Source organism: Cohnella sp. GbtcB17, from assembly GCF_019091135.1.
Lineage (GTDB): Bacteria > Bacillota > Bacilli > Paenibacillales > Paenibacillaceae > Cohnella.
Genome location: NZ_JAGXJW010000010.1, coordinates 95,384 through 118,454 on the forward strand (window position 1 = coordinate 95,384; position 23,071 = coordinate 118,454).

Annotated in this window: 23 protein-coding genes, 1 pseudogene and 2 riboswitches; of the genes and pseudogenes, 6 read left to right on the forward strand and 18 right to left on the reverse strand. The window is 62.0% G+C overall.

The features are described from left to right. Nucleotides 1-12 precede the first annotated feature (12 nt). The 9 genes from KVT38_RS07565 to rpiB all read right to left on the reverse strand — a co-directional run bounded on the left by KVT38_RS07565 (nt 13) and on the right by rpiB (nt 7,873). Nucleotides 13-810 (reverse strand): winged helix-turn-helix domain-containing protein, encoded by a 798-nt coding sequence (locus KVT38_RS07565; RefSeq protein WP_217593080.1) that lies wholly within the window; start codon nt 808-810, stop codon nt 13-15. Between the two features lie 349 nt (nt 811-1,159). Continuing rightward, on the reverse strand, nt 1,160-1,939 hold the full coding sequence (locus tag KVT38_RS07570) for a DUF4247 domain-containing protein (protein WP_217593081.1): 780 nt from the start codon (nt 1,937-1,939) through the stop codon (nt 1,160-1,162). Continuing rightward, on the reverse strand, nt 1,936-2,451 hold the full coding sequence (locus KVT38_RS07575) for a DUF4178 domain-containing protein (protein WP_217593082.1): 516 nt from the start codon (nt 2,449-2,451) through the stop codon (nt 1,936-1,938). Before KVT38_RS07575 ends, KVT38_RS07570 begins: the two co-directional genes overlap by 4 nt. A gap of 24 nt (nt 2,452-2,475) precedes the next feature. Further along, nucleotides 2,476-2,880, reverse strand: a complete 405-nt coding sequence (locus KVT38_RS07580; protein ID WP_217593083.1) for a DUF350 domain-containing protein — start codon at nt 2,878-2,880, stop codon at nt 2,476-2,478. 166 nt (nt 2,881-3,046) lie between these two features. Further along, nucleotides 3,047-3,715 (reverse strand): PspA/IM30 family protein, encoded by a 669-nt coding sequence (locus tag KVT38_RS07585; RefSeq protein WP_217593084.1) that lies wholly within the window; start codon nt 3,713-3,715, stop codon nt 3,047-3,049. Nucleotides 3,716-3,898: 183 nt separating this feature from the next. Beyond that, nucleotides 3,899-4,972: a KamA family radical SAM protein gene (locus KVT38_RS07590; protein WP_483298164.1), complete on the reverse strand. Its 1,074-nt coding sequence runs from the start codon at nt 4,970-4,972 to the stop codon at nt 3,899-3,901. Nucleotides 4,973-5,137: 165 nt separating this feature from the next. Continuing rightward, a riboswitch (cyclic di-AMP (ydaO/yuaA leader) is annotated at nt 5,138-5,283 on the reverse strand. 108 nt (nt 5,284-5,391) lie between these two features. Beyond that, nucleotides 5,392-6,642 carry a serine hydroxymethyltransferase gene (locus KVT38_RS07595; RefSeq protein ID WP_217593086.1) on the reverse strand — a complete coding sequence of 417 codons (1,251 nt, stop codon included), beginning with the start codon at nt 6,640-6,642 and terminating at the stop codon, nt 5,392-5,394. A gap of 153 nt (nt 6,643-6,795) precedes the next feature. Further along, the gene (locus KVT38_RS07600) at nt 6,796-7,389 is read right to left on the reverse strand and encodes a TIGR01440 family protein (RefSeq protein ID WP_217593087.1); all 594 of its coding nucleotides are present in this window, start codon (nt 7,387-7,389) and stop codon (nt 6,796-6,798) included. 25 nt (nt 7,390-7,414) lie between these two features. After that, complete coding sequence (gene rpiB / locus KVT38_RS07605) at nt 7,415-7,873, reverse strand: ribose 5-phosphate isomerase B (protein ID WP_217593088.1); 459 nt, start codon at nt 7,871-7,873, stop codon at nt 7,415-7,417. A gap of 89 nt (nt 7,874-7,962) precedes the next feature. Further along, nucleotides 7,963-8,044: riboswitch (ZMP/ZTP riboswitch) on the reverse strand. Nucleotides 8,045-8,146: 102 nt separating this feature from the next. On the opposite strand from rpiB, the gene KVT38_RS07610 reads away from it, so the two are divergent. Both KVT38_RS07610 and KVT38_RS07615 read left to right on the forward strand, forming a co-directional pair. Then, entirely contained in the window at nt 8,147-8,761 is a 615-nt protein-coding gene (locus KVT38_RS07610; protein WP_217593089.1) for an SLOG family protein, read from the forward strand. Nucleotides 8,762-8,896: 135 nt separating this feature from the next. Then, nucleotides 8,897-9,784, forward strand: a complete 888-nt coding sequence (locus KVT38_RS07615) for an Rpn family recombination-promoting nuclease/putative transposase (RefSeq protein ID WP_217593090.1) — start codon at nt 8,897-8,899, stop codon at nt 9,782-9,784. A 71-nt stretch (nt 9,785-9,855) separates the two neighbouring features. Here the strand turns inward: KVT38_RS07615 and KVT38_RS07620 are convergent, their stop codons facing one another. The 6 genes from KVT38_RS07620 to KVT38_RS07645 form a co-directional block, all read right to left on the reverse strand. Then, complete coding sequence (locus KVT38_RS07620; RefSeq protein WP_306795296.1) at nt 9,856-10,440, reverse strand: low molecular weight protein arginine phosphatase; 585 nt, start codon at nt 10,438-10,440, stop codon at nt 9,856-9,858. 53 nt (nt 10,441-10,493) lie between these two features. Beyond that, a complete protein-coding gene (locus KVT38_RS07625) occupies nt 10,494-11,051 on the reverse strand; it encodes a manganese efflux pump MntP (RefSeq protein ID WP_217593091.1) in 558 nt (185 codons plus the stop codon). 236 nt (nt 11,052-11,287) lie between these two features. Beyond that, nucleotides 11,288-12,445 carry an L-threonylcarbamoyladenylate synthase gene (locus KVT38_RS07630; protein ID WP_217593092.1) on the reverse strand — a complete coding sequence of 386 codons (1,158 nt, stop codon included), beginning with the start codon at nt 12,443-12,445 and terminating at the stop codon, nt 11,288-11,290. Nucleotides 12,446-12,493: 48 nt separating this feature from the next. Beyond that, the gene (locus KVT38_RS07635) at nt 12,494-13,222 is read right to left on the reverse strand and encodes a stage II sporulation protein R (protein WP_217593093.1); all 729 of its coding nucleotides are present in this window, start codon (nt 13,220-13,222) and stop codon (nt 12,494-12,496) included. A gap of 114 nt (nt 13,223-13,336) precedes the next feature. Continuing rightward, on the reverse strand, nt 13,337-14,248 hold the full coding sequence (gene prmC, locus KVT38_RS07640) for a peptide chain release factor N(5)-glutamine methyltransferase (RefSeq protein WP_217593094.1): 912 nt from the start codon (nt 14,246-14,248) through the stop codon (nt 13,337-13,339). Between the two features lie 203 nt (nt 14,249-14,451). Beyond that, nucleotides 14,452-15,855 (reverse strand): MFS transporter, encoded by a 1,404-nt coding sequence (locus KVT38_RS07645; protein ID WP_217593095.1) that lies wholly within the window; start codon nt 15,853-15,855, stop codon nt 14,452-14,454. A gap of 155 nt (nt 15,856-16,010) precedes the next feature. Between KVT38_RS07645 and KVT38_RS07650 the strand changes: the two genes are divergently transcribed. Continuing rightward, nucleotides 16,011-16,880 carry a helix-turn-helix transcriptional regulator gene (locus KVT38_RS07650; protein ID WP_217593096.1) on the forward strand — a complete coding sequence of 290 codons (870 nt, stop codon included), beginning with the start codon at nt 16,011-16,013 and terminating at the stop codon, nt 16,878-16,880. A gap of 74 nt (nt 16,881-16,954) precedes the next feature. On the opposite strand, the gene KVT38_RS07655 is transcribed toward KVT38_RS07650, so the two are convergent. The 3 genes from KVT38_RS07655 to KVT38_RS07665 form a co-directional block, all read right to left on the reverse strand. Continuing rightward, nucleotides 16,955-17,419 carry a hypothetical protein gene (locus KVT38_RS07655; RefSeq protein ID WP_217593097.1) on the reverse strand — a complete coding sequence of 155 codons (465 nt, stop codon included), beginning with the start codon at nt 17,417-17,419 and terminating at the stop codon, nt 16,955-16,957. Nucleotides 17,420-17,569: 150 nt separating this feature from the next. Beyond that, a complete protein-coding gene (prfA, locus tag KVT38_RS07660; RefSeq protein WP_217593098.1) occupies nt 17,570-18,652 on the reverse strand; it encodes a peptide chain release factor 1 in 1,083 nt (360 codons plus the stop codon). A 77-nt stretch (nt 18,653-18,729) separates the two neighbouring features. After that, nucleotides 18,730-19,611, reverse strand: a complete 882-nt coding sequence (locus KVT38_RS07665; protein WP_217593099.1) for a DMT family transporter — start codon at nt 19,609-19,611, stop codon at nt 18,730-18,732. A gap of 129 nt (nt 19,612-19,740) precedes the next feature. Between KVT38_RS07665 and KVT38_RS07670 the strand changes: the two are divergent. The 3 genes and pseudogenes from KVT38_RS07670 to KVT38_RS07680 form a co-directional block, all read left to right on the forward strand. Next, nucleotides 19,741-20,619: pseudogene (locus KVT38_RS07670) on the forward strand (LysR family transcriptional regulator); the annotation flags it as partial. 269 nt (nt 20,620-20,888) lie between these two features. Further along, nucleotides 20,889-21,869 (forward strand): helix-turn-helix transcriptional regulator, encoded by a 981-nt coding sequence (locus KVT38_RS07675; protein ID WP_217593101.1) that lies wholly within the window; start codon nt 20,889-20,891, stop codon nt 21,867-21,869. 78 nt (nt 21,870-21,947) lie between these two features. Beyond that, nucleotides 21,948-22,451, forward strand: coding sequence for a DinB family protein (locus KVT38_RS07680; RefSeq protein ID WP_217593102.1), 504 nt, complete (start codon nt 21,948-21,950; stop codon nt 22,449-22,451). The last annotated feature ends 620 nt before the right edge of the window (nt 22,452-23,071 follow it).

Consider the following 23,071-nt stretch of genomic DNA (forward strand, 5'->3'; position numbering starts at 1 on the left):
CAATCACAAACATTAGCCCATATATTTCAAGTTAGCGTTCGGCAACCGATAATGGGTATTTCTCTTCCTTGCCGTCTTCGCCGGAACGACTTGCCCCGATTCGACAAGGCGAGCGAGATGCCTCAAAATGGTGTTGCGATGCAAATTCAGCGCTCGGCTCAATTCTGTCGGCGACACGGGGTTCGGAGCGCGGGATATGTACGCCATAATGTTGGAGGCTGCGAGAGGCCATTTTGCCCCCTCATCGTCCGTTCTCCATTTTCCCAGCATCTGCTGCAGCACCTGCTGACATTGCTTGGGCTTGTCTCGAATCGATTGAAATGCCAGCCTGATCACGGACCAACCGTCGAGGACGAGATGATTCTGGCGCATGAGCTCGTCTTCGTACTCGGCCGGCGTGACGTTGAGACGATGAGAGAAGCGTCCGTCCACCTCTATCGCTATGCGGTGAGCATTCGTAAAAAATGCGAAGTCTATGTACCTGAACCCATCCTTGTAATCTCTCACTTCATACTCGGGCACAAGCCCCTTTAGGCTTCCAAAAGCGGCGAACCACGTAAAGCGCAAAAAGTACATGGATGCGTATGTCAAGCCTGCCTTGAGCCTCTTAAGGCGCGCCCCCTTGGCTGCCCGAAGCGTCGCGGACCACCAAGGCGCGAACGCCCTTTCGAACTGCAAGTTAACCTCCGGATCGCCTTGCTTGTACAGGTAGTCATTTTTAAATTTCTCCAGATTTAATCCTGTTGCCGCCCCCTCGAATCGGCCATACATTGAAGCCCGATTCTCCACGACTTTATCGGCTGGCTTCATCTACCTCATCTCTCCTTCCGGATGTCCGCAAAAGCAAAACGCCGCCCGCTCCCCTCATCCGAAGATTAAGGAACGGACGGCGCGTGCTTCACGCCCAATTATGATTTCTCTTAACATATCGCATTCTTGCGCAATCGGCAATACGGCGTTCTAGATACCTGGGCGCTACCGGCCTTGAACAAGCCCATAAGCACAAGCTTACAAGCCTTATGTGCGAGACCGATTAGAGGAGCATTAGAGGGATATTAAGGAAACAGGAGTTTACACAGCGTTAATTTAAAGGTTGAAACGCGAGTTGTACGCAACAAAAAGACCCAGCCAAATTCACGCTGGGTCTAACAAATTAACGTCATCGTCGCCTAATTCGTCCCGAGCCGCCGAAGCTCGTTCGCGGCTTCGTCGTCTTGCGCGGCTTGAAGCTTGAGCCGGATTTGCCCTTGGAGCCGCTCGTGCCGTCGCGCGTGATGCTGCCCGTCGTCGGCTTCTTTTTGCCGAACAGTCCGTCAGACCCTACGCTGCTGCCGGAGTCGGACTTGCCGCCCCGCTTGAAGATCGAGCCCTTCTTGTCCACCGTGAGCGGCGGCGCGACCTTCTGATCGCTCACCGTCGGCGTCCGGTAAGAGCCGGTGGTCGGCGGATACGACTTCTGGCTGCCGTAGCCGCGGTAGTCGCCGTAATAACCGCCCCGCGACGAATCGAACAGGTTGCCGATCAAGCTCGCGAGCAGGTAGCCCTCCAAAAAGGAAGGACTGTAATTCTGCCGCACGTACTCCTTGGAGTCGACCTCGACGAGGCTGTCCTCGGGCTTGTTCGGATCTTTTTGCACGTGAATGATCTGATCCGAATAGACGAGGAACATATGATCCGGGTCGTCCTTGGACACCTGCTCCGGCTTCTTCTTGGCCTCGAGCGCCGCGGCGACCTCCTGGACCGTCTCGCCCGCCGCGCGGTATACGTACGAAGTCTGGCTGCCGCTGCCGCTCACCGATTCGAGCGGATACGTCTCTTTCACGTTCGGGCTCGAACCGCAAGCGGACAGCAGCGTCGCGACCAGCGCCAGCATCACGGTCAGGTGGATCGAAGAACGCAGCCAACCGCGGCCGGATCGCCGACGCCACGGACGGCTCATCGTCCGCTCCCTTTTAACCACTCGACGTCGCCGGGCAGCACGCTCTCGCCTTCATACAGCATGAAGCGACCGTCCTGCCACTCGATCCGGAGCAGCTTGCGCCCGTCCGACTGGAAACGCCAGACGTAAACCTCTCCCCCGGCCGAAGCAAAGGGCGTGCTGCCCGCCTCGACGATTCGGGTGCTGTACTGGTCCTCCAAATGATAATCGATGCCGTCCAGTTCGATATGCGCCGGTACCTCGTCCATCGAATCAAGTCGTCCGTCGATCGTGCTAAATAACGAATACGACAGATCGAGCCGCTGCTCAATGTTCAAGTAACGTACATCCGCGCCGTCGCGCAGCGTCAGCCATACTTCGTTGCGCGCGGTCGGCTTTGTGCGGCCGGTCACCTGATAAGTGACGAGAGACACCTCGCATACGTCCCCCGGCCCCATCGTCAGCACGCTCCGCTCTTGCGGAAGCGGCTCGGCTTTTTTCAAAATATTTTTAACCCGTTTGAACAGGCTCATCTGTTGTCCTCCTCTCCCGCAGCCCTACAGGCAAGAGCCGATGATCATCGCGCCGACCAGATGCAGGGAGCCCGCGATCAGGCCATGCCCTACGATGCCGTCCCGCACGCCCTCGTCCAAACGCAAATCTCCGATGCGCCTGAACGCGAATTCGACGATCCACTCCAGCACGAACAGGATGACGAACGAAATAAACGAGACGAGCAGCGCTTCGCCCAAGTCGTCGGAAGTCACGATCGAGCGGGACAGGATGTAACCCTGCGCGACCAGCTTCAGCACGAACCGAACGGTGACGGCCGTATTGCCCTTCTTCATCTCGGCCATATCCTTGTACTTCGTAAAATAAGCGTCGATGCCCATAAGCACGAACAGCAGCACCGCGCCCGCCGCCGTCCACAGCAGCGTGCCGATTACATTTTCAATCGTCACTGTTAACGTCTCTCCTCCCGCGGATAAACCGGGCGGTTCCCCATTCCCCGCGGGAACGAGCCGCCCGAAGCGCTCCGTTTCGCATGCGCCCTTCAAGTCTAACCTTATTCTAGCCTAGATGGGCATTTGAAAAAAGGACCCCGCGGGGGAGTCCTCTTGGATCGCCTTAGCTCTCGTACTTCTTCATCAGAGCGGCGAGTTCGTCCTCGACCGCCTTATCCTTGCCCAGCGCCGCGAACTCGTCGTCCAACGACTTGCCCTTGGACTGGCTGAGCTCCTCGGTCGCTTCCGCATGAGCTTCCATCTGCCGGACCTTCTCTTCCATCCGGCTGAGTCCGGACATCGCGGTATCGGTGCCGAAGCCCGCCATCGCTTTGTTGATGCCGGCCTGCGCCTTGGCGGCGTTGGCGCGGGCGACGAGCGTCTCGCGACGATTCTTGAGATCGGTGAACTGTTTGCGCATCTCGTCGAGCTTCAGGCGCAGATTGTCGGCGGCCTGCTTGTTCTGCTCGTAGCTGGCCTTGTACTCATTCGCCTTCGTGTCGGCCGCTTTCTTCTCCTCGAGCGCGCGGCGGGCCAGGTCGATGTTCTTCGCCTGCGCCGCAATGTTCGCCTGTTCCTCGCGCTTGGCGACGAGTGCGGCTTGCTCTTCGTACAGCTGCTTGAATCGCTTCTCGATCGCGATCTGGGCGGCGACCGCCTTCTCGGCGTCCTCGAGATCCTCCGCCATGTCGCGCAAATATTGATCGGTCATTTTGACCGGGTCTTCCGCCTTTTCGATCAGGGCATATACGTTCGACAGCGTGAGATCGCGCAACCGTTTGAATATAGACATTTACACGAATCCTCCTCTTGTCCGCGTGTTCGCGGCTATGTATTGTAGTACGCGGATGCAGGCCGACCGTTTCAACATTTCCATGGTGACCAGCGAATATCCTTCCAAATAAATATACATCCGGCCCGCCCCGGAAGGCAAAGCCGGATGTATGGCGCGAACCGCGAGCATCCGCGCGTATCGTCAGTCTCCGATTTGGTACGGCCGTTTGACGTAAGAGGTGCGGAGACCGTAATCCTCGGAATCCGTCCAATCGATCCGCAGCGACCCGATCTTGGATTCGCTGCCCGGCAGCTCGCTCAGCCACAGCGCATCGTCTGGACAATCGGCCGTGATAAACTTGCCTGCGTCGTCGTCGGGGGACGCGTGGAACTTCAGGTAAGCCTTGCCGCCTTCGACGGCCAACACCTCGATGAAGCCCGCGTCGTGATTGACCGCAAGCCGCGCCCGTCGCCCAAGCCCCGCCGTCGTCAGCTTGGCTTCTTCGACCAGACGATATGCCCTGGACAGCGGCACCGCGAATTCGCCGCTCTCCTCGGTCGGCCGGTCGACGAAAAAGTAATACGGCGTCACGCCTGCCAGCTCGAGCCGTTCAAGCAGCTCGCCCAGCAGCTCCGGCGCGTCGTTGATCCCGCCCAGGATCGGCGTCCGGTTCACGATGACGGCTCCGGCGTCGCCAAGCGAGCGAAACGCGCGAATCGCCTGGTCTGTCATCTCTCGCGGATGATGGATGTGGGCCATCAGATAAAGCGGCTTCGACGGGGTGGAGTATTCGCGTATCAGCCGCAGCAAGCCGAGGTCGTCCGATATGCGCATCGGGTCCATGACCGGCATACGCGTGCTGAGCCGAATAATGCCGACGTGCGGGATAGCCCGCAGGCTCTGAAGCAGCTTGCGCAGCTTAAGCGTAGGCAGCTTGAAGCAGTCGCCGCCGGCCAGGATCACCTGACGGATCTCCGGGTGGGCCGCTACGTATTCAAGCGCAGGCGAAACGCCCTCTTCAGCCTCCGCCTCGGGAAGCATCAGGAAAGCGGATGTCCGAAACTTGTGGCGATAGCCTTGGGCCAAATAATCGGCTTCGTCGTCCGATGCGCCCCAGATACCCTTGCCGCCGGCCGCCGGCAGGGATGGAGACAGCAGCTTGCGGAGCGGATCGTTCGCGTCGCCCCAATCGATGAGGCTATGATAATATGCATTCGCGGACGTGCAAACAGGAGCGGCAGCGTCTAGGTCCATGTTTCTGGCGAATTCCGGCATGGCCAACGTGAATTCCTCCTTCTCCCGGGTGTAAAGTCGACACGCCCCGAAGGACAGAAAAGACCCTTCTGCAGCAGGCGCGCGCAATACGCTTAGCCAGACAGAGGGGTCTTGTAGAGACGCCAAAAGACCCGGCGAGGGTCATTCAAGCTTCAATAATGTTAGATGTGACCCATCCACTGCCTACGAGGTTAGCTGACGGACTCGGGTAAGATGGTACCCTATGAAGCGGATAAAGGCTTCAATTCGCCCCGTAAAGATTTGGTTCCCCCGTTTCCCGGCCGATACCGGGAATTAAGCGTACACTTAGTTTATACCGAATGTCCCGAATCGTCAAACAAAAGGGCGCCCAATTCCGCCTTGAAAGGTCAAAATCGGGCGCCTGTACCTGTTTTTAGGCGGTTTGGCCGGGATAAATCTTAGTATTCAAGACCTTGGTAAAGCGGATATTGCGCGGCGAGCTCGCGCACGAGCTTGCGCGCCTCTTCCAGCTTGGTCTCGTCCTTGGCGTTCTTCAGCGTGATGGCGATCGCTTGGCCGATCTTTTTCATCGCCGCTGCATCCATGCCGCGCGAAGTGACGGCCGGCGTTCCGATGCGGATGCCGCTCGTGATGAACGGGCTCGTCGGATCGAACGGGATTGCGTTTTTGTTGACGGTAATGCCGACGGAGTCGAGCACGTGCTCCGCATCCTTGCCCGTAATGTTCAGGTTGCGAGTGTCAACGAGCATCAGGTGGTTGTCCGTGCCGCCCGAGACCAGGTTGATGCCTTCTGCGATGAGCGACTCGGCAAGCGCCTTGGCGTTGGTCACGACGTTAGCCGCGTAGTCCTTGAAGGACGGCTGCAGCGCTTCGCCGAGCGCGACGGCCTTGGCCGCGATCGTATGCATGAGCGGACCGCCCTGCGTGCCGGGGAATACCGCTTTGTCGATCGCGGCCGCCCAAGGCTTGGTGCACAGAATCAGGCCGCCGCGCGGACCGCGCAGCGTCTTGTGCGTCGTCGTCGTCACGAAGTGCGCATGCGGCACCGGGCTCGGGTGCTGGCCGCCTGCCACGAGGCCGGCGATATGCGCCATGTCGACCATGAACAGGGCGCCTACGTCATTGGCGATCTGGCCGAGCGCTTCGAAGTCGATGATGCGCGGATAAGCGCTCGCGCCGGCGACAATCATGCGCGGGCGGTGCTTGAACGCCGCTTTGCGGACTTCATCGTAGTTGATCGTGAACGTCGACTCGTCGACGCCGTAAGCGACGAAGTTGTACAGGATGCCCGAAGCGTTGACCGGGCTGCCGTGCGTCAGGTGACCCCCGTGCGCGAGGTTCATGCCGAGCACGGTATCGCCGGGCTGAAGCGCCGCAAGGTATACGGCGAGGTTCGCCTGCGCGCCGGAGTGCGGCTGCACGTTGGCATGCTCGGCGCCGAACAGTTCCTTCGCGCGGTTGCGGGCGATTTCTTCGGGAATGTCGACGTATTCGCAGCCGCCGTAGTAACGCTTGCCCGGGTAGCCTTCGGCATACTTGTTGGTGAGCACGGTGCCCATCGCTTCGAGGACGGCCTCGCTCACGATGTTTTCGGACGCGATCAGCTCGAGGTTGTCGCGTTGGCGGCCGAGCTCGAGGTTAAGGGCTTTGACGATCTCGGGATCTTGCTTGCGCAGATTGGCGGTCATGGTTGGTCCTCCTTAGGTTATAAGAAAAAGTTGATTTATGGTAAGGGATGGTTGTTGAAAAAGCGTTCGCATGGCGGCGGCTGTTCGGCGCGCCGTTAGCCGAATTTATCGGCTATCTCGCCGGAATAGAGGCCATAGCGGCTCGTCGGCGACTCAGTCGCAGGTGCCCGACGGTGGCGCCTGCGTCGCAGGAGGCGCGTACACCGCGCGCTCGCCGCCGATCAACTTCGGCCGCGCGTAGGCCATCGTCACCCGCGCCTCGCCGATCCAGCGGCCGGAAGGCCTTACCGGCACGGCGACGGGTCGCAGGTGCATGCCGATCATCGTTTCGCCGATATCGAGTCCGGCGTCGACGGAGACCGCTTCGACGAGGCAAGGATCCGCCAACTGACTGTAAGCATAGGCCGCCATGGAGCCGCCGGCCTTGGGTACCGGCACGGCCGATACGATCGTCCAGCCCCGGGCCTTGGCCAAGCTTCGCTCGGTCACGAGCGCGCGATTCAGATGCTCGCAGCATTGCCACACCGTCTCGAAGCCCAGCCGATCGCGCACGCGCCGCACGCCCTCGTAGATCTCGCGGGCGACGGCCGGCGCTCCGGACGTACCGATCCGGCGGCCCTGCACCTCGCTCGTGCTGACGCCCAGCACGACGATCTGTCCCGCGCCCAAAGCCGCGGCTTCGGCCAGCTCGGACAGCGCTTTTTCCACTTGGCCCGACACGGTCAACGCTTGGTCTTGATCAGTCATCGTCGCTTCGCGCCTCCCTGTCCGTTCAAGGATGAAGTGCCTGCTGCTCTTCGATCGCCTTGACCTTGTTCAGCCGGCCGACATGGCGCGGACCTTCGGAGAAGGGCGTGTCCAGCCAGACGCGCACGATCTCCTCGGCGACGCCGGGACCGATGACGCGCTCGCCCATCGCAAGCACGTTGGTGTCGTTATGCTCGCGCGTAGCCTTGGCCGAAAACAGATCGTGCACGAGCGCGCAGCGGATGCCCGGCGTCTTGTTCGCCGCGATCGACATGCCGATCCCGGTGCCGCAGATCAGAATTCCCCTGTCCGCTTCTCCGCTGACGACTTTGTCGCATACGGGCACGGCATAATCCGGATAATCCACCGAATCCGCGCAATCGCATCCAAGATCGATAATCCGGTAACCCTGCGCTTCCAGGAACGGGACGATGACGTCCTTCAAACGGTAACCCGCGTGGTCGGCGCCGATAGCGATGATCATGACTGTACCTACCTCCCTTGATTGTCAGATGTATTATACCGAATTTGCCGCAAAAAGACGAAAAAGAGCACACGTGCTCAAAGCACGCTGCTCTCTGCCCAGGCGACCGGCCGACATTCCGGTGCTCCACTGTGGTTAATCCCACTTGTGTCGCCAGTTACACCGGAACTGCAACTTGTAGCTACATCATAACGAAGGAAAATGCCGAAGTCAATCGAAAATAGACTATAATCAACCTTATCAAAGCTTACGACGGTTCAGTAAGGAGCGAGCATGAACAATTTGCTGATTACCGGATACCGCGCGCACGAGCTCGGCATTTTCGGACAGAAACACAAGGGCATTCCTTATATTCGCAAGGCCATCGAGAACAAGCTCGTCCCCTTATTGGAAGAAGGTCTGGAATGGGTCATCACCCCCGGACAGTACGGAGTCGATCTGTGGGCCTGCGAATCGGTCATCGCATTAAAAAAGGATTATCCGCAGCTGCGGCTGTCGATTCTGACGGCATTCGAAGGCCAGGAGGAGAAGTGGAGCGAGGACAAGCAGGAATATTACCGCGGCATTCTGAAGGATGTGGACTATTACGGCGCCGTGAGCAAGCAGCCCTACAGCGGTCCCTGGCAGTTTGCGGCGCGGGACGACCTGCTTCTGCGCAAAACGGAAGGCATCATCCTCGTCTATGACGAGGAAGCCGGAGACGCCAGCCCGAAGTTCATGAAGGAAAAGGCGCTGCGCAAAAACCGGGAGGACGGTTACCTCTATCTCTCCGTCAGCTCGGAGGACATTCAAAGCGCGGCCAACGAGGAGCAGTACGACATGACGGACGGGATCGGCGAAGCGGAAAACCTCGAGGAGCGAAGCGGCGACTGGAATGACGAGATTTGATTGGAGCCCGGGTTGCTTCGTCGCCGAAGCCCTGTTAAACTGGTGTCACAAATACGGTCGCAAAGCATGCGCCGCCAGTTCTCATCCGAGAGCTTGCGGCGCTTTTCTATTTTCCGAGGAGCGTGACGATCCGAGATGGCGCCGCACGACGAAGCCTTCAAAAAGCTGCTGCAAGCTTTTTTCGCCGAATTCATAGCCTTGTTTTTTCCCGAGCTTCATCGACTGATCGACTTCACCCATACCCGCTTTCTCATGCAGGAGCTGCTGGTCGACGTCGTCGGAGGCGAGAGGCGCACGGTGGATTTGCTGGTCGAAGTGCGCTTGCATGGCAGAAACGTCTTCATCCTCATTCATCTGGAGCCTCAATCTTATGCGCAGGCGGATTTCGGAGAGCGGATGTTCCTGTACTTCGCAAGGTTGCTCGAACGGTACCGCAAAACGTATAAGGTAATCCTCCCCGTAGCCGTCTTCACCGGAAGCCGCGCCAGAGACGAGCCGGGCGGATATACGATGCGCTTCGAGGAGGAGAGCATCGTCGAATTCCGCTACCGCAAGCTTGAACTGGCTCGCCTGGATTGGCGGCGCTTCGCCAAGTCGGATAATCCCGTAGCCGCTGCGCTGTTGTCGCGGATGGTTTATAATCAAAGAGACAGGCGCGAGCTTCGCTTGGCCTACCTGAAGATGTTGGCGAGAATTCAACCGAAGCTGGACGACGCCAAACTGGCGCTTGTCATGTCGATCGCGGACCTCTATTACCGGCCCGAAGCCGAGGAGGACCGGTCCATTTTGCGCGAGCTGCATGCCCGCGATCCGAAGGAGGCCGAACGCGTCATGGAATTGATGCCCGCATGGAAGCGCTGGGGGTATGAGGAAGGCTTGGAGGAAGGGCTGGAAAAAGGCATTGAAGCCGGCCGCGCCGAGAGCGTGCGCAAGCTGCTGGCCAAGGGCTTTACGCCGGGACAGATCGCAGACCTGCTCGACCTGCCGCAGGAAGAGATCGCGAAGCTGCGAGATTCGCATTAAAATAGCGCCGCGCGCCCCTAATGTGGAGCACGCGGCGCTTTGCCGTTCGATACTGACGCTTCGGCATTCCTCTAATCTGCAGCCTGCCGCCCGCCAAAGGCCCGTTCGATCGCCTCGCGAATCTCCCGCGCGCAAGCCTCGTACACCGCAAGCGGCCCGCCGTACGGATCCGCGATGTCCAGATCGGGCGCGCGGCGCGACAGCTCGGTCAGGCGTTGCTTGTCCCGCTCGGGGAACGGCTTGCCCAGCGCCAATGCTACCTGAAATTCCGCATGAAGACGGTCCATCTCCTGCAAATCCGGCAGCAGCGCTTCGCTCTGACGCGCATATTCCTTGAGCGTATAGGTCTTGGACGCCGCATGCGGATACCGCTCCGCGATCGCGCGCTTATGAGAGACAGTCATCGTCAAGATAAGGTCCGCCCACTCTACATCCGCTCGGTCAAGCCTTGTCGAAGCGCCGGGCAGCGCAACGCGGGTGCGTCTCAGCGTCTCCGCCGCATTCGTTGAGATCGGCATGCCCGATTGGGCGGCCACCCCTGCGGATCGCACTTCCATCTCGGTACCCGTCCGTGCCGCCCAATCGCGCAGCAGCGCTTCGGCCATCGGACTCCGACAGGTATTCCCGGTACAAACCATCAATATACGCCGCATCATCCTAGCCTCCTCTTTCGGACGGTTCTTCGCCTCGTCGCTTTATAGTGAACTAGTTATATCAAAAAGAGCAGGCCGAATGCAAACAAAATGACCCCGCCGAACGCCTCTCCGTATCCGCCGAGCGACTGGCTCACGCGTGTTCCCAGCAGCAGCCCCAGCACGCTCATCGCTCCGCCGACGAATCCGAACATGAGCACCGTGAACATCATATGCGCGGAAAACATGCCGAGCGAAACGCCGACCGAAAAAGCGTCGATGCTCACGCTAAGCGCGAACACGAGCATCCCCCAAAATGTCCGATGGCTGAACGACGAGACCGCTTCCCCGCGAATCGCGCTGTACACCATATGTCCGCCAAGGAGCAGCAAAAGCGCGCCTGCTGCCGACGTGGCGACGCCGCCCAATAGTCCGCTCACGTAATGCCCGGTCAGCATGCCGCCGAGCGGCATCAGTACGTGGAACAAAGCGATCAAGGCGCTCAGCTTGAGCACGTCCAGCTTGCGGACGCCCTTCAGCCCGATCCCGATGCCGAGCGAGAAGGCATCCATCCCGAGCGCGACCGCCATAATGCCGATCGTAATCAAATGCCCTGCTGCCGCAGACCATTCCATGCTATAGCCCCCTTGTCCAGCTAGCCCGATATAGGGAGCATATGCGGACAAGGCGGCGAACATGACCCGACGAAAGGCAGGTAAAGCGGTTTGTGCCAGAAGGAGAGCCATGCGCATGTCGAGGCTGCGAGCTTAGTACGGGTGGACGCGGGAGAGTGACGCTGCGAGCGGGAGCGTTCAGGCTCGCGTCTGGCGGCGAGCCAAAATTGAGTTGCGGCGCCCTTTGACGGCGCCGATCAGACCGGCAGCGCGCGGCCGCCGGCCGCCTTGCGCATGCGGTTCATGAGCGCGGCCCCGATGCCTTCCTCCGGGAAGGCCTCGGCCGCGATGAACCGCAGGCCGCGCGCGTCGCATTCGCGCAGCGCCGCGTACAGCGCCTGCGCGGCGGCGGCCGGCGCCGCGCGCGGACCCAGCGCGAGGACGGCGTCCGCGCTATAAAACCCGGCGTGCTCGTCGCAGCACAGCACGCCCGCAGGCTCGCCCCGCCGCCGCGCGTCGTCGACGGCGGCCTGCACCGCGGCGCGCACGGCCGCAGGCGCGCCGCTCGCGATCGCCATTACGCCCTGCGGGGCGTAATGGGCGTACTTCACGCCGGGCGAGCGCGGCGCGCCCGCGGCCCCCGCTGCTGGCGCCGCATCGGCCCCGACGGCATCCATCGCGCTGGCGGCGCCGGGGGCGTCAGCCGAGCCCGAGGCTGCGGCCTCGCCGTCGCCAGCCGCGGTCTCCCCGCCCGCGCTGGGCGCCACGATGCGGGCCGCCTCGCCCGCCGCCGCCTGCAACTGCTCGGCCGTCACGCCGCCCGGCCGCAAAATGTGCACGTCGCCCCCGAGCACACGGACGACGGTCGACTCCACGCCGACGCCGGTCGGACCGCCGTCGAGCACGCCGTCGATGCGCCCGTCGAGATCGTCGCGCACATGGCTCGCGAGCGTCGGGCTCGGCCGGCCCGAGCGGTTGGCGCTGGGCGCCGCGACCGGGCAGCCCGCGGCCGCGATCAGCCGCCGCGCGATGTCGTGCGCCGGCACGCGCACGGCGACCGTGTCGAGGCCCGCCGTCACGCGGGCGGCGACCGCCCCGGGCCGCACGGGCAGCACCAGCGTGAGCGGCCCCGGCCAGAAGGCGGCCATAAGCGCCCGCTCCAGCGGCGACACCTCGGCGGCCAGCGCATCCACGTCCGCCGCATCCGCCAGATGCACGATCAGCGGATTGTCCGAAGGCCTGCCCTTGGCCGCGAAGATCCGCTCCGCCGCGGCTTCGCTCCGCGCGTCCGCCCCGAGCCCGTACACCGTCTCGGTCGGAAACGCCACGACGCCGCCTGCGGCAAGCGCCGCGGCGGCTTCGTTCAGGCCGGCATCTCCGTCGGCCGGCGTCCAGTATTTCGTCTTCGTATGCATGTCCGTCCCTCGCGTTTCTTCAAGTTAGGACGATTATATCACAGCGTTTCAGGAGAACAACGATCCGATGAAGCTGAACAGCTTCTTAAGCAGCACGAGCAGGAAAAACTCGGCCTTCGGCTTCTCCGCGGGCACGGCCGCGGCGATGACGCCGTCTTCCTGCGCCGCGTTCGCGGACGCTTGCTTGATCTTGGCAGCGTGGCTTGGGTCGTTTTTTTGCGCGGCTGCCGTCTGCTTGGCAGAAGTCTTGTCGTCCGAGACGGCCGGCTCGTCCGCTTTAACCGAGGCGGCCAGGCACAGCGGCGGGAACAGCACGCACCACCAATTGGCGCCGCCGCCCTTGCCGAGCGTAATCCGAAGCGCTTCGTACTGACCCGCCGGATACGTCTTGCCCTCGAACGTTTTCGCCGGAAAGTCCACGACCGCAAGCTCCGTTTTTTCGCCGTAACCGGCCTTGGCATTCTTCAGCGACTTGTTCGCCGCCGCCTCGACGTCCGCGAGCCGCGAACGAATGAGCGCGCGCGCTTCTTCAATCGTGCCCGGCATCTCGCCCCAGGACTCGATCAACGCGGAAACGTCGTCCCGCACCCCGCGCTTGATCGCTTGATCGCGATCGCTGTCCGAATTGGCGATGATCCGGATGCGGATCGCCTGGTTCGGTATCGTATCGTCGCCTTCGGCGTCCGCCGAGGCGCGGTTCACTGCCAATGTGGAAAAGCCCGACAGACCGATAAGAAGAAGAAAAAGAAAAGGACCATAATGACGAAGACCACGCATCGTTCTCGCTCCTTGTGCGCACCCGTCGGTGCGGCCGATGCGTTCCGGAACGGCTTAGTCCTCATTATGTCCTTCTCTCGAATCTGTAAACCTAGCAGTTTATATTTAGTTTTTTTAGAAACGAAGCGCGAGCACGTGGCGGTCGATGCCGCCGTAATCGCGGACGATGCGGATCTCGTCCCAGTCGGCGACCTCGCGCAAAAGCGCGGCCGCCTGCTCCGCCTGATGGATGCCGACCTCCCAGGCGACTATCGCCGGCAGCTCCGCCAGCCCGCCGCTCAGCTGCTCCGCCATCCGGCGGTACGGCGCGAGCCCGTCCGGTCCGCCGTCCAACGCGAGGCGAGGCTCGTGGTCCCGCACTTCCGCCTGCAAGCCGGGCAAGTCCGAGGACGGGATATACGGCGGATTCGATACGAGAATATCGATCCGCTCGCCGGCATGCGCGCGCCCTTCCCTAAACGGCGCCAGCAAATCGCCTTGCACGAAGCGCACGCTCGCGCCGAGCGCCGCCGCATTGCCCGCAGCCACTTCGAGCGCTTCCGGTGATAGATCGCTGGCGGTCACCTGCCAATCGGGCCGCTCCAGCTTCAGCGTAACCGCTAACGCGCCGCTGCCCGTGCCGACGTCCAGCACGCGCAGCTGTCCCTCGTCTCCCCGCGCCTTGCGCGTCGCTACGATCTTATCCGCCCCTTCGAGTACCGCCTCGGCCAGAAGCTCCGTCTCGGGCCTCGGGATCAGCACCGCCGGCGTCACGGCGAACTTGCGACCGTAGAAATATTGCTCGCCGGTCACATATTGCGCCGGCTCTCCCGCCGCTCTACGCGCCAGCATCGCCTCCCACTCATCCCGCTTCGCCTCCGGAAACGGCTCCCGCAAATCCCTCAGCAGCTCGGCCTTGCCAATCCCGAGAAGGTGCAGAATCAGCAGCTCCGCCCCCGACTCGGCCTCCGCTTCCTCGATGCCCGCCTCCGCCAATCGCCGCACTCCTGCCTTCCACACTTCGCCATAGGTTTGTCCTCGTTCCATGCCGCTCTCCCTTTACCCAATCTGCTTTTCGTTCCGGACTTCGATATAACGATAACGCCATCGTAACACAAGCACCTTCACTTATTCGAGGAGACACAGATTATAAGACGAGCGATAGCGGCACTCGCGGCCGTTATTTGCTCCGGGGCCGGCACTTCGCGCACGATGCGATACGCAGGACCGTTATCTGCTCGATGGCATGCCTAACGCCGCCGCTCCCGCCCGATCCTCGTCCATACCAGGATCGTGCCCGCCGCCAGGACAAGCCCCAGCGCTACGAAGCCCTGCCGAATACCGGCATCCGTCGAACCGGCATGCCCAAGGAAAGCGCCCGTCAGCACGACGCCGAGCGTTGCGCCGAGCTGGCGCGAGGCGTTTAGCGCGCCGGAGGCGGCTCCCGTCCATTCGGGCGGCGAAGCGGCCATCACGGCGGCCATGAGCGACGGTATGGCGAGAGAGATGCCGAAGCCGACAAAGAGCAGGCCGATCAAATAGGCGCCGTAGCCAGACTCCCCCGTCGCTGCGGCTATGGTCAGCACGCCCGCCGCGCACAGCGCGAAGCCCGCGGTCATGGGGAGTCTCGGGCCGAGACGGCCGACGATTCGCCCCGTCAATATCGGGTTGAACGCCAGCGGGATCGTCATCGGCAGCAGAGCGAGGCCCGCCGCGTGCGCCTCATATCCCCGCGCCTGTTGGAAATAGATTGGCAGCGCGAACAGAACGCCGGACAAGCCGACATTGACGAGCAGTCCGGCCAGCATGCCGGCCGACACGGTCGGCGACGCGACCAGACGAAGCGGCAGCAGCGGCGACCGGCCCCGTGACTCCGCAGCTGCAAACCCCGCCAATGCGAGGGCAAACAAGCCGAATGCGCCCAGCACGACGGGCGACGTCCATCCGCGCGTCTGTCCTTCGGTCAGCGCATAGGCGAGCGAAGCGATCGCCGCGATGCAGGTCGCTTGTCCGGCCGGATCGAGACTGCGCCGGCTGCGCCCAACGCCGTCGGGGCCAGCCAGACGCCCGACGACGATCAGGCTTACGGCGGCGAGCGGCACGTTGATCAGAAAGATGCTCCTCCAGCCCAAGCCGTCCGCGAACAAGCCGCCGACAACCGGGCCGAGCGCCGTTGCGGCCCCCGTTGTCGCCGCCCAAATGCCGAGCGCCCGCGCCCGCGCTGCCCGCTCCGGATACGACTGCGCCAGCAGCGCCAGCGAAGCGGGCAGCAGAGCGGCCCCGCCGACGCCCAGCACGGCGCGAAACCCGATCAGCGCGCCAAGCGTTGGCGAAGCGGCGCAAAGCGCCGACGCAGCGAGAAAGACGGCCAGTCCGGCCGCATAAACGCGCTTGGCGCCGAGCCGGTCGGCCAGCGCGCCCATGGACAGGAGCAAGCCAGCGAACACAATCGTGTACGCGTTGGCCACCCACTGCAAGCCAGACAGGCCTCCGCCCAGGTCGGCGCGGATCGCCGGCAGCGCCACCCCGAGCGCCGTCGTATCCAACAGCACCATAAAGTAACCGAGCGACAGACCGATCAGCAGCGCGGCTCTGCCTTGTCCGGTTCGGCGCCATCCCTCTGTTCGAGCGGCTGTTTCCATCTCCATTTCCATTGTTCTATTCCCTCCCGTTGTTCGGATGGCGTCGGTCGCCATCCGCGTCCCGGTCAGTTTATAATGGTACTGACGCATGCGTAAGCGGAGGGTTTATCCCGGGAGCGGCGCTCCCTGTATAACCGCGCTTATCAAAAAAGGAAGTGAAGTCCCTCATGGAACCTGCAAACGGCCAGCGGCAGCGAGAGCTCGCGCAATTTTTGAGGTCTCGCCGAGCCAGGCTTTCCCCGGAGCAAGTCGGCTTGCCCCCGGGCGGCAGAAGGCGAACGCCCGGATTGCGGCGCGAGGAAGTGGCGCTGCTGGCCGGCGTCAGCGCGGATTGGTATACGTGGCTGGAGCAGGCGCGCGATATCCAGGCATCCGCCCAGGTGCTGGACAGCATCGCGGCAGCTCTCCGGCTCGACGCGACCGAGAGAAGGCATCTATATCTGCTCGCACTGCAGCAGCTCCCGGCCGATCCGCAGCCTGACGACGGGGCCGTGCCGCGAACGCTGTGGCGGTTTCTCGAGCTGCAAGCGCCCTGCCCGGCTATCGCAACCGATCAGCGGATGGACGTCGTCGCCTGGAACCGGCCGGCTTGCCTGATTTATGGCGACTATGGGGCAATGTCTCAGCGTGATCGCAATACTGTATGGCGGACATTTACCTCGCCTTACATACGCGAGCTGCTTCGGGAAGGCTGGGAGCCGCATGCGCGCCACCGTTTGGCTCAGTTTCGCGCCGGTTACGCCAGATTCGCCGGCGATCCCTGGTGGCTGGGGATGATCGAAGAGCTGACCCGCGTGAGCATCGAATTCCGCGAGTGGTGGCCGGCGCACGACGTGCTGAACGGTCCCGAGGGCACGAAGCACAACTATCATCCTTCGGCGGGGCTGCTCGTCTTCGAGCAAGCCGCCTTCACCGTGTCGAACGCGCCGCATCTGACGGCGATCGTCAACATGCCTTCGCCGGATGGCGACACGGCGGCCAGGCTGGAACGTCTGGTGAACGAACCCCGCCTCACCACAGCCGAACTCGCCGACTAAAGTTATTCTCAAACAAAAAAGACTCCTGCAGCGTTAACCGCAAGAGCCTTTTTGTTTTTCAGCCGCTGCGGCGGCTACACTTCCGTCCAGGTCAACGTGAGCTCCACGACGCCCTCTTCGGCCGCCAGCGGGCCGCCGATCAGCGACCATGCTTCTTTTTTGCTTTTACCGTTCCCCTGTATGATCAGGTTCTTGTCGTCGACTGTCTGGACGGCATTCTCGCCCAGTTCGGCGTCGAAGTAATCCTTGTATAAGGCCGAAACTTCGTTCATGTTTTTCTTGGTTGCGAAAATGAGCAGCACCGAACGTTTGCCGTCCGTCGTTTCCTGGTGGGACGTACGAATATCGGCATCTTCGGGCAGCGGAAACCGGTCGGGCAAGAACGACGGACGCTCGGTAGAACCTGAATCCACCGCATTCTCGGCCGCACTGCCGCCGGACGGCGAATTCACCGCAGCCGGTTCCTTGTCGGCGCATGCGCCGAGCAGTACGCTTCCCAGAAGAAGCAATGCCGCCCCGCGAGCGATACGAATCATCATGCTTACACTCCTACCCTGTTCGGAATATATAGCCTCATTGACACTGGCATTTCCAATTCCTACCCCATTTTTCTTTCCAAGAAACGGCAGTTGTTGTGCCAAAAAAAGAAGACACCCGCCCCATCGAGGCTTGATGTCTTCAGATTCATTTTAATGGCTCGCAGCCATGCCTTCCTTCTCCAGCAGCTCAGCCTGCTCGGCGATCGACAGCGCCTGCACGATCTCGTTCATCTCGCCGTTCAGCACGGAGTCGAGCTTGTGCAGCGTCAGGCCGATGCGGTGATCGGTGACGCGGCTCTGCGGGAAGTTGTACGTCCGGATGCGCTCGCTGCGGTCGCCCGTGCCGACCTTCTCGCGGCGCTCGCCCGCGTACTTGGCGTTCTCTTCCTGAATCTTGATGTCCATAATGCGCGTACGGAGCACCTGGAGCGCCTTCGCCTTGTTGTCGTTCTGGGACTTGCCGTCCTGACAGGTGGCGATGATGCCGGTCGGGATATGCGTCACGCGCACGGCGGACTTGGTCGTATTGACCGACTGGCCGCCCGCGCCGCTCGAGCAGAACGTGTCCACGCGAATGTCTTTGTCCAGAATCTCGATGTCCAGCTCTTCAGCCTCCGGCATGACGACAACGGTCGATGTCGACGTATGGATCCGGCCGCCGGACTCGGTCTCGGGCACCCGCTGCACGCGGTGGGCGCCGCTCTCGAACTTCATCTTGCTATAGGCGCCTTGTCCGTTGATGGTGAAAATAACTTCCTTGAAGCCGCCGAGGTCGCTCACGCTCGCTTCGAGCAGCTCCGTGCGCCAGCCTTGGCTGTCGGCGTACTTGGCGTACATCCGGTACAGCTCCGCGGCGAACAAGTTCGCCTCTTCGCCGCCGGCCGCGCCACGGATCTCGACGATGACGTTCTTGTCGTCGTTGGGATCCTTGGGCAGCAGCAGGACGCGCACCAGCTCCTCCAGTTCCTCTTTGCGGGCGGCGAGCTCCTCGATCTCCATTTTGACCATGGCCTTCATCTCGTCGTCCAGCTTGTCTTCGAGCATCGCCTTGGCGTCGGCCAGCTGCTCCGACACTTGCTTATATTCCACGTAAGCCTGATACGGCTCTTGCAGATCCGATTGTTCCTTCGCATACGCGCGCAGCCGGGCCGAATCGTTCATCACGTCCGGGTCGCACAATAACTCGCTCAGCTTCTCGTATCGGTCCGCCAGTGCCTGCAGTCGATCCAGCACTTCAACCAACCTCCGGTAATCGTAATCGTAGTCTCCTCATTATATCATACCCTTGCAAGTGCCGGCGCGCGACGGCTTCAAGCCCGCTCGGCCGTCGCGATGCTACGCGGCGCCGCGCTTCGCCAGTTAACGAGGAAGATGCCCGTGCAGATCATCGCGCCTCCAACGGCCACGTATGCATGAAGCGGCTCGCCGAGCAGCACCGCCCCGCCGATGACGCCGAAGAATGGGGCCAGGAACAGGAACGCGTTAGTTTTAGCCGGATCGCCCCGCTTCAGCAGATAGGACCAGCCGGTAAACTGCAAGATCGAATTGACGAGCACGAGCCAGACGAGCGAGAAATAAAATCCGCCGCCGAGCTCGATGTGCGGACGCTCGAACAACGCGCTCAGCAGGCCGAGCACGATGCCGCCGAGCAGCATCTGGTAGGCGGTCAGCACCCAGGTATCGATCTCTTGTCCCCACCGTTTGATGAGCAGCGTCGAGGCCGCGAAGCAGCAGGCGCCGAGCAGCGAGATAAGCGTCCCAGGGTTCATCGAAAAATGCGCGCCCATCGTGCAGAAGACGCCGGCGAAGCCGAGCGCTACGCCAACCCATTGGACGACTCTGTACCTGGCCTTCAAGAACAAGGCGCCGAACAAGATGACGAGCAGCGGGTTCACGAAAATGAGGATCGCCGACTCGCCGGACGAGATCCACCGCATGCTGTAATAGCTGCATCCCATGATGCCCGCGGAGTTCAGCGTGCCGATCAGCGCGATGCGCAGCCAGGACCAGACGTCCTTCGGCTTGGTCCGGCGCGCCGTGAACGCAGCCATGAGCAGGCCGGCAACGACGAATCGTATGCACATGAGCAGAAAAGGCGGCGCATAATCGAGCCCGATCCGGCCGACCGGAAACGCGAGCCCCATGGACAGCATGGTGACGAAAATCAGTGAAGCGTAAACTTTGGGATTCATCTAGTATTCTCCCCTTCGCGGATTGCTTTTGATAAAAATGATTGTATTCCTCGCTCGCGTTCAAATAAAATAGAAATAAATCATGTCTGACATCACTGAAAGTGATAGCAACAAAGGAGGATGAGGGGAATGGAGAGCGGAGACTTGCGCGTATTTCGGGCGGTGGCGCTTGCGGGGACGGTGACGGCGGCCGCGGCCAAGCTCGGTTACGTGCAATCGAACGTAACGGCGCGCATTCGCCAGCTGGAGACCGATCTGGGCAAGCCTTTGTTCCATCGTCACAACCGGGGCATGACGCTGACGGCCGACGGCAAGCTCCTGCTGGACTACGCCGGACGGATCGTCGGACTGCTGGACGAGGCGGCCAAAGCCGTATCGTCGCTCGAAGGACCGCTCGGACCGCTCGCCATCGCCTCCACGCAGAGCTGCGCAGCCGTACGGCTGCCGAGGCTGCTCGCCGGCTATCACCGTCAGTATCCGGATGTCGAGCTGTCGCTCTCGACGGGACATTCGTCCGCGGTGCTGGAAAAAGTGCTGCGATACGAAGCGGACGGCGGATTTCTGGCGGGACCGTGGCCGGAGGACGAGGTTCATGCCGTTCCCGCGTTCGACGAGGAGATCGTCCTAGTGTCCGCGACCGAGCATACCCGGACGGACGCGCTGGCCGGTGTGCCGTTGCTCGTATTCACGGACGGCTGCTACTATCGGTCCGTGCTGGAGCGCTGGACCAGGGATCGCGCCTGGTCGCAGCCGCGAATCATGGAGTTCGGCACGCTGGAGGCGATCGTCGGCGGCGTGTCGGCCGGGCTCGGCATTTCGCTGCTCCCGCTCAGCGTCGTCGCCAAGGCAGCGGAGGAGGGCTTGCTGCGCGTGCATTCGCTGCCGAAGCCGTACAATCGGATCCGCACTTACTTCGTCATCCGCAAGGACGCTTACGTGAGCAGACCGCTCTCGTTGTTTTTGGATGAGCTGGCGGATGCGCGGGAGGCCGCGGACGATGCGGCGAGCGAAGGGTCTGGCGATTCGGCGGGCCGGGGTGAAGGCGGACCGGCAGACGAGGACCCGGGTAGCGCGGCAGGCTGGAGCAAAGAGAAACTGCCGACGTCGACGGCTGATAGCAGCGCGGGAAGGAACGCCGACGAAGCGCCGGCAGGGGGACGTGAGCGGGCTTCGGATGGCGACGCGGATCGAGACTGGATGCAGGAGCTCGGACAAACGCAGGGAGCCGGACAAACCAAGGCTGCACGCCGCGGCAAACGCAAAGGAGAGATCACCGCATGAAGCTGGATCGGCTGTTGGCCATCACGATGCTCATGCTCGGCAAGCGCCGGATCGGAGCCAAGGAGCTGGCCGACCGGTTCGAAGTATCGCTTCGGACCGTTTACCGCGACATGGAGACGCTCTGCCAGGCGGGCATTCCTATCGTTTCGTACGCGGGCGAAGGCGGCGGGTATGAGATTATGGAGCGATATCGGCTGGAGCGCCAGTTCCTCACGCTCGAGGAGCTGCAGGCGATGGTCATCGCATTGAAGGGTATCAGCCCGACGATGGAGGAGCGGGAGATCGGCAGGCTGCTGGACAAAGTCGGCGCGATGCTGTCCGGGACGGAGCATGGTTTGCCGAACGCTTCGGAGCAGATGGTCATCGACATCAATCCCTGGGGCGGCGGCTCGCGGGACAAGGCGAAGGTCGCTCTGCTCCGGGAAGCGATCAGAGACCGGCGCATCGTACGTTTCGCCTACACGGGCATGTCCGGCGAGCGATCCGAACGCCGCTGCGAGCCGGTACGTTTGGTACTCAAGGGGCTTGTCTGGTATGTGTACGGATACTGTCTGATCCGGGAGGACTTCCGGTTGTTTCGGCTGTCGCGCGTCAGGGATCTGACGCGGACCGACGAGTCGTTCGAACGCCGGGAGGAGCCCGAGGCGAGGCCGCTCACATGGAGCAGCATGCCGAACGAGGCATGCGCCCGCGTCACGGAGATCGTCGTTCGGTTCGCGCCGATCGCGCGGACGCGGGCGGAGGATTATTTCGGATCGCTCGACAGCGCGCAGGTCATGGAAGATCTGCCCGACGGCTCCCTGCTCGTGCGCGCGACGCAGCCGGACGAGCCTTGGCTGCACCTGTGGCTGCTGGGCTTCGGCACGAGCGCTTACGTCGTATCGCCGCCCGAATTGGCCGCCGCCGTTCGCGAACGCGCCGAGGAAGTGCTGCGGCTTTATCCGGCCGCTGACACGCAGTTGTCAGTGGTCCGCTGATATGCTGGGCTGGCAACGTACAGCGCGGCCGTCCGCACGGACAGCTCGCAGTCTTTGATCCCAGGGAGGATGATCCTTATGTTCATGAGTATCGAGAGCTTCATTCAGGAGTGGGAAAACGAATCCGCACGCACGCGTCGGCTGCTGGAAACGCTGACCGACGCATCGCTGTCCCAAAGCGTGGCCGAAGGCTTCCGAACGCTCGGGCGGCTCGCCTGGCATTTGACCTGCAGCCCGCAAGAGATGCTGGTCCGCACGGGACTCTCGCTGCCCGCGCCCGGCGACGAGCATGTCGTGCCGGCAGCGGCTGCGGAGATCGCGGCCGCCTATGCGCGGACCGCGCGCGAGGTCGCCGACGCCGTGCGCGGCCAATGGACGGACGCCGAACTGGCAGCGATGAGCGATATGTACGGCGAGCAGTGGCCGAACGGCCTGACGCTGCGCGCCGTCATCCAGCATGAGGTGCATCACCGGGGCCAGATGACCGTGCTGATGCGCCAGGCGGGATTGTCGGTGCCGGGCGTATACGGACCGGCGCGCGAGGAATGGGCCGCCATGGGCATGGAGCCGCCGGTCGTCTGATGCGGCAGGGCGAGATAGCCGGTTTTTCCGGCTATCTCCTTTCTCTCCCCCCCGCACCCGGCTCCGTTAACCGATTTTTCCGGCTATCTCGGCCTCGCCAACTTCTTACCCGGCTCCGTTAGCCGGTTGTTCCGGCTTACTCAGCCTCATTAACCTCGCATCCGGCTATATCATCCCTATCAACTTCGAAGGCGCTCTGAAAGGCTCCGATAAGCGCATTCAGGCACTAACTCCGTCACCAACACGCTCGAAAAGGCGCCGATAAGCGCATATGGGCACTATCTCCACCGCCAACCCGCTCCAATAGGCGCCGATAAGCGCATTCAGGCACTAACTCCGTCACCAACACGCTCGAAAAGGCGCCGATAAGCGCATATGGGCACTATCTCCACCGCCAACCCGCTCCAATAGGCGCCGATAAGCGCATTCAGGCACTAACTCTGCCACCAACTCGCTCGATAAGGCGCCGATAAGCGCATACGGGCACTAACTCCACCGCCAACTCGCTCGATAAGGCGCCGATAAGTGCACACGGGCACTAACTCCACCGCCAACTCGCTCGATAAGGCACCGATAAGCGCATACGGGCACTAACTCTGCCACCAACTCGCTCGATAAGG

What these genes read in the sequence shown, in the direction of transcription:
- KVT38_RS07570 (WP_217593081.1), bottom strand. Translation starts at nt 1,939, where the DNA reads ATGAGCCGTCCGTGGCGTCGGCGATCCGGCCGCGGTTGGCTGCGTTCT.
- KVT38_RS07665 (WP_217593099.1), bottom strand. Translation starts at nt 19,611, where the DNA reads ATGAATCCCAAAGTTTACGCTTCACTGATTTTCGTCACCATGCTGTCC.
- KVT38_RS07635 (WP_217593093.1), bottom strand. Translation starts at nt 13,222, where the DNA reads ATGCGTGGTCTTCGTCATTATGGTCCTTTTCTTTTTCTTCTTCTTATC.
- KVT38_RS07620 (WP_306795296.1), bottom strand. Translation starts at nt 10,440, where the DNA reads ATGATGCGGCGTATATTGATGGTTTGTACCGGGAATACCTGTCGGAGT.
- KVT38_RS07680 (WP_217593102.1), top strand. Translation starts at nt 21,948, where the DNA reads ATGTTCATGAGTATCGAGAGCTTCATTCAGGAGTGGGAAAACGAATCC.
- KVT38_RS07590 (WP_483298164.1), bottom strand. Translation starts at nt 4,972, where the DNA reads ATGCCGGAATTCGCCAGAAACATGGACCTAGACGCTGCCGCTCCTGTT.
- KVT38_RS07600 (WP_217593087.1), bottom strand. Translation starts at nt 7,389, where the DNA reads ATGACTGATCAAGACCAAGCGTTGACCGTGTCGGGCCAAGTGGAAAAA.
- KVT38_RS07585 (WP_217593084.1), bottom strand. Translation starts at nt 3,715, where the DNA reads ATGTCTATATTCAAACGGTTGCGCGATCTCACGCTGTCGAACGTATAT.
- KVT38_RS07595 (WP_217593086.1), bottom strand. Translation starts at nt 6,642, where the DNA reads ATGACCGCCAATCTGCGCAAGCAAGATCCCGAGATCGTCAAAGCCCTT.
- KVT38_RS07610 (WP_217593089.1), top strand. Translation starts at nt 8,147, where the DNA reads ATGAACAATTTGCTGATTACCGGATACCGCGCGCACGAGCTCGGCATT.
- KVT38_RS07630 (WP_217593092.1), bottom strand. Translation starts at nt 12,445, where the DNA reads ATGCATACGAAGACGAAATACTGGACGCCGGCCGACGGAGATGCCGGC.
- KVT38_RS07655 (WP_217593097.1), bottom strand. Translation starts at nt 17,419, where the DNA reads ATGATGATTCGTATCGCTCGCGGGGCGGCATTGCTTCTTCTGGGAAGC.
- KVT38_RS07650 (WP_217593096.1), top strand. Translation starts at nt 16,011, where the DNA reads ATGGAACCTGCAAACGGCCAGCGGCAGCGAGAGCTCGCGCAATTTTTG.
- KVT38_RS07615 (WP_217593090.1), top strand. Translation starts at nt 8,897, where the DNA reads ATGGCGCCGCACGACGAAGCCTTCAAAAAGCTGCTGCAAGCTTTTTTC.
- prmC (WP_217593094.1), bottom strand. Translation starts at nt 14,248, where the DNA reads ATGGAACGAGGACAAACCTATGGCGAAGTGTGGAAGGCAGGAGTGCGG.
- KVT38_RS07645 (WP_217593095.1), bottom strand. Translation starts at nt 15,855, where the DNA reads ATGGAAATGGAGATGGAAACAGCCGCTCGAACAGAGGGATGGCGCCGA.
- KVT38_RS07575 (WP_217593082.1), bottom strand. Translation starts at nt 2,451, where the DNA reads ATGAGCCTGTTCAAACGGGTTAAAAATATTTTGAAAAAAGCCGAGCCG.
- KVT38_RS07625 (WP_217593091.1), bottom strand. Translation starts at nt 11,051, where the DNA reads ATGGAATGGTCTGCGGCAGCAGGGCATTTGATTACGATCGGCATTATG.
- KVT38_RS07675 (WP_217593101.1), top strand. Translation starts at nt 20,889, where the DNA reads ATGAAGCTGGATCGGCTGTTGGCCATCACGATGCTCATGCTCGGCAAG.
- rpiB (WP_217593088.1), bottom strand. Translation starts at nt 7,873, where the DNA reads ATGATCATCGCTATCGGCGCCGACCACGCGGGTTACCGTTTGAAGGAC.
- KVT38_RS07565 (WP_217593080.1), bottom strand. Translation starts at nt 810, where the DNA reads ATGAAGCCAGCCGATAAAGTCGTGGAGAATCGGGCTTCAATGTATGGC.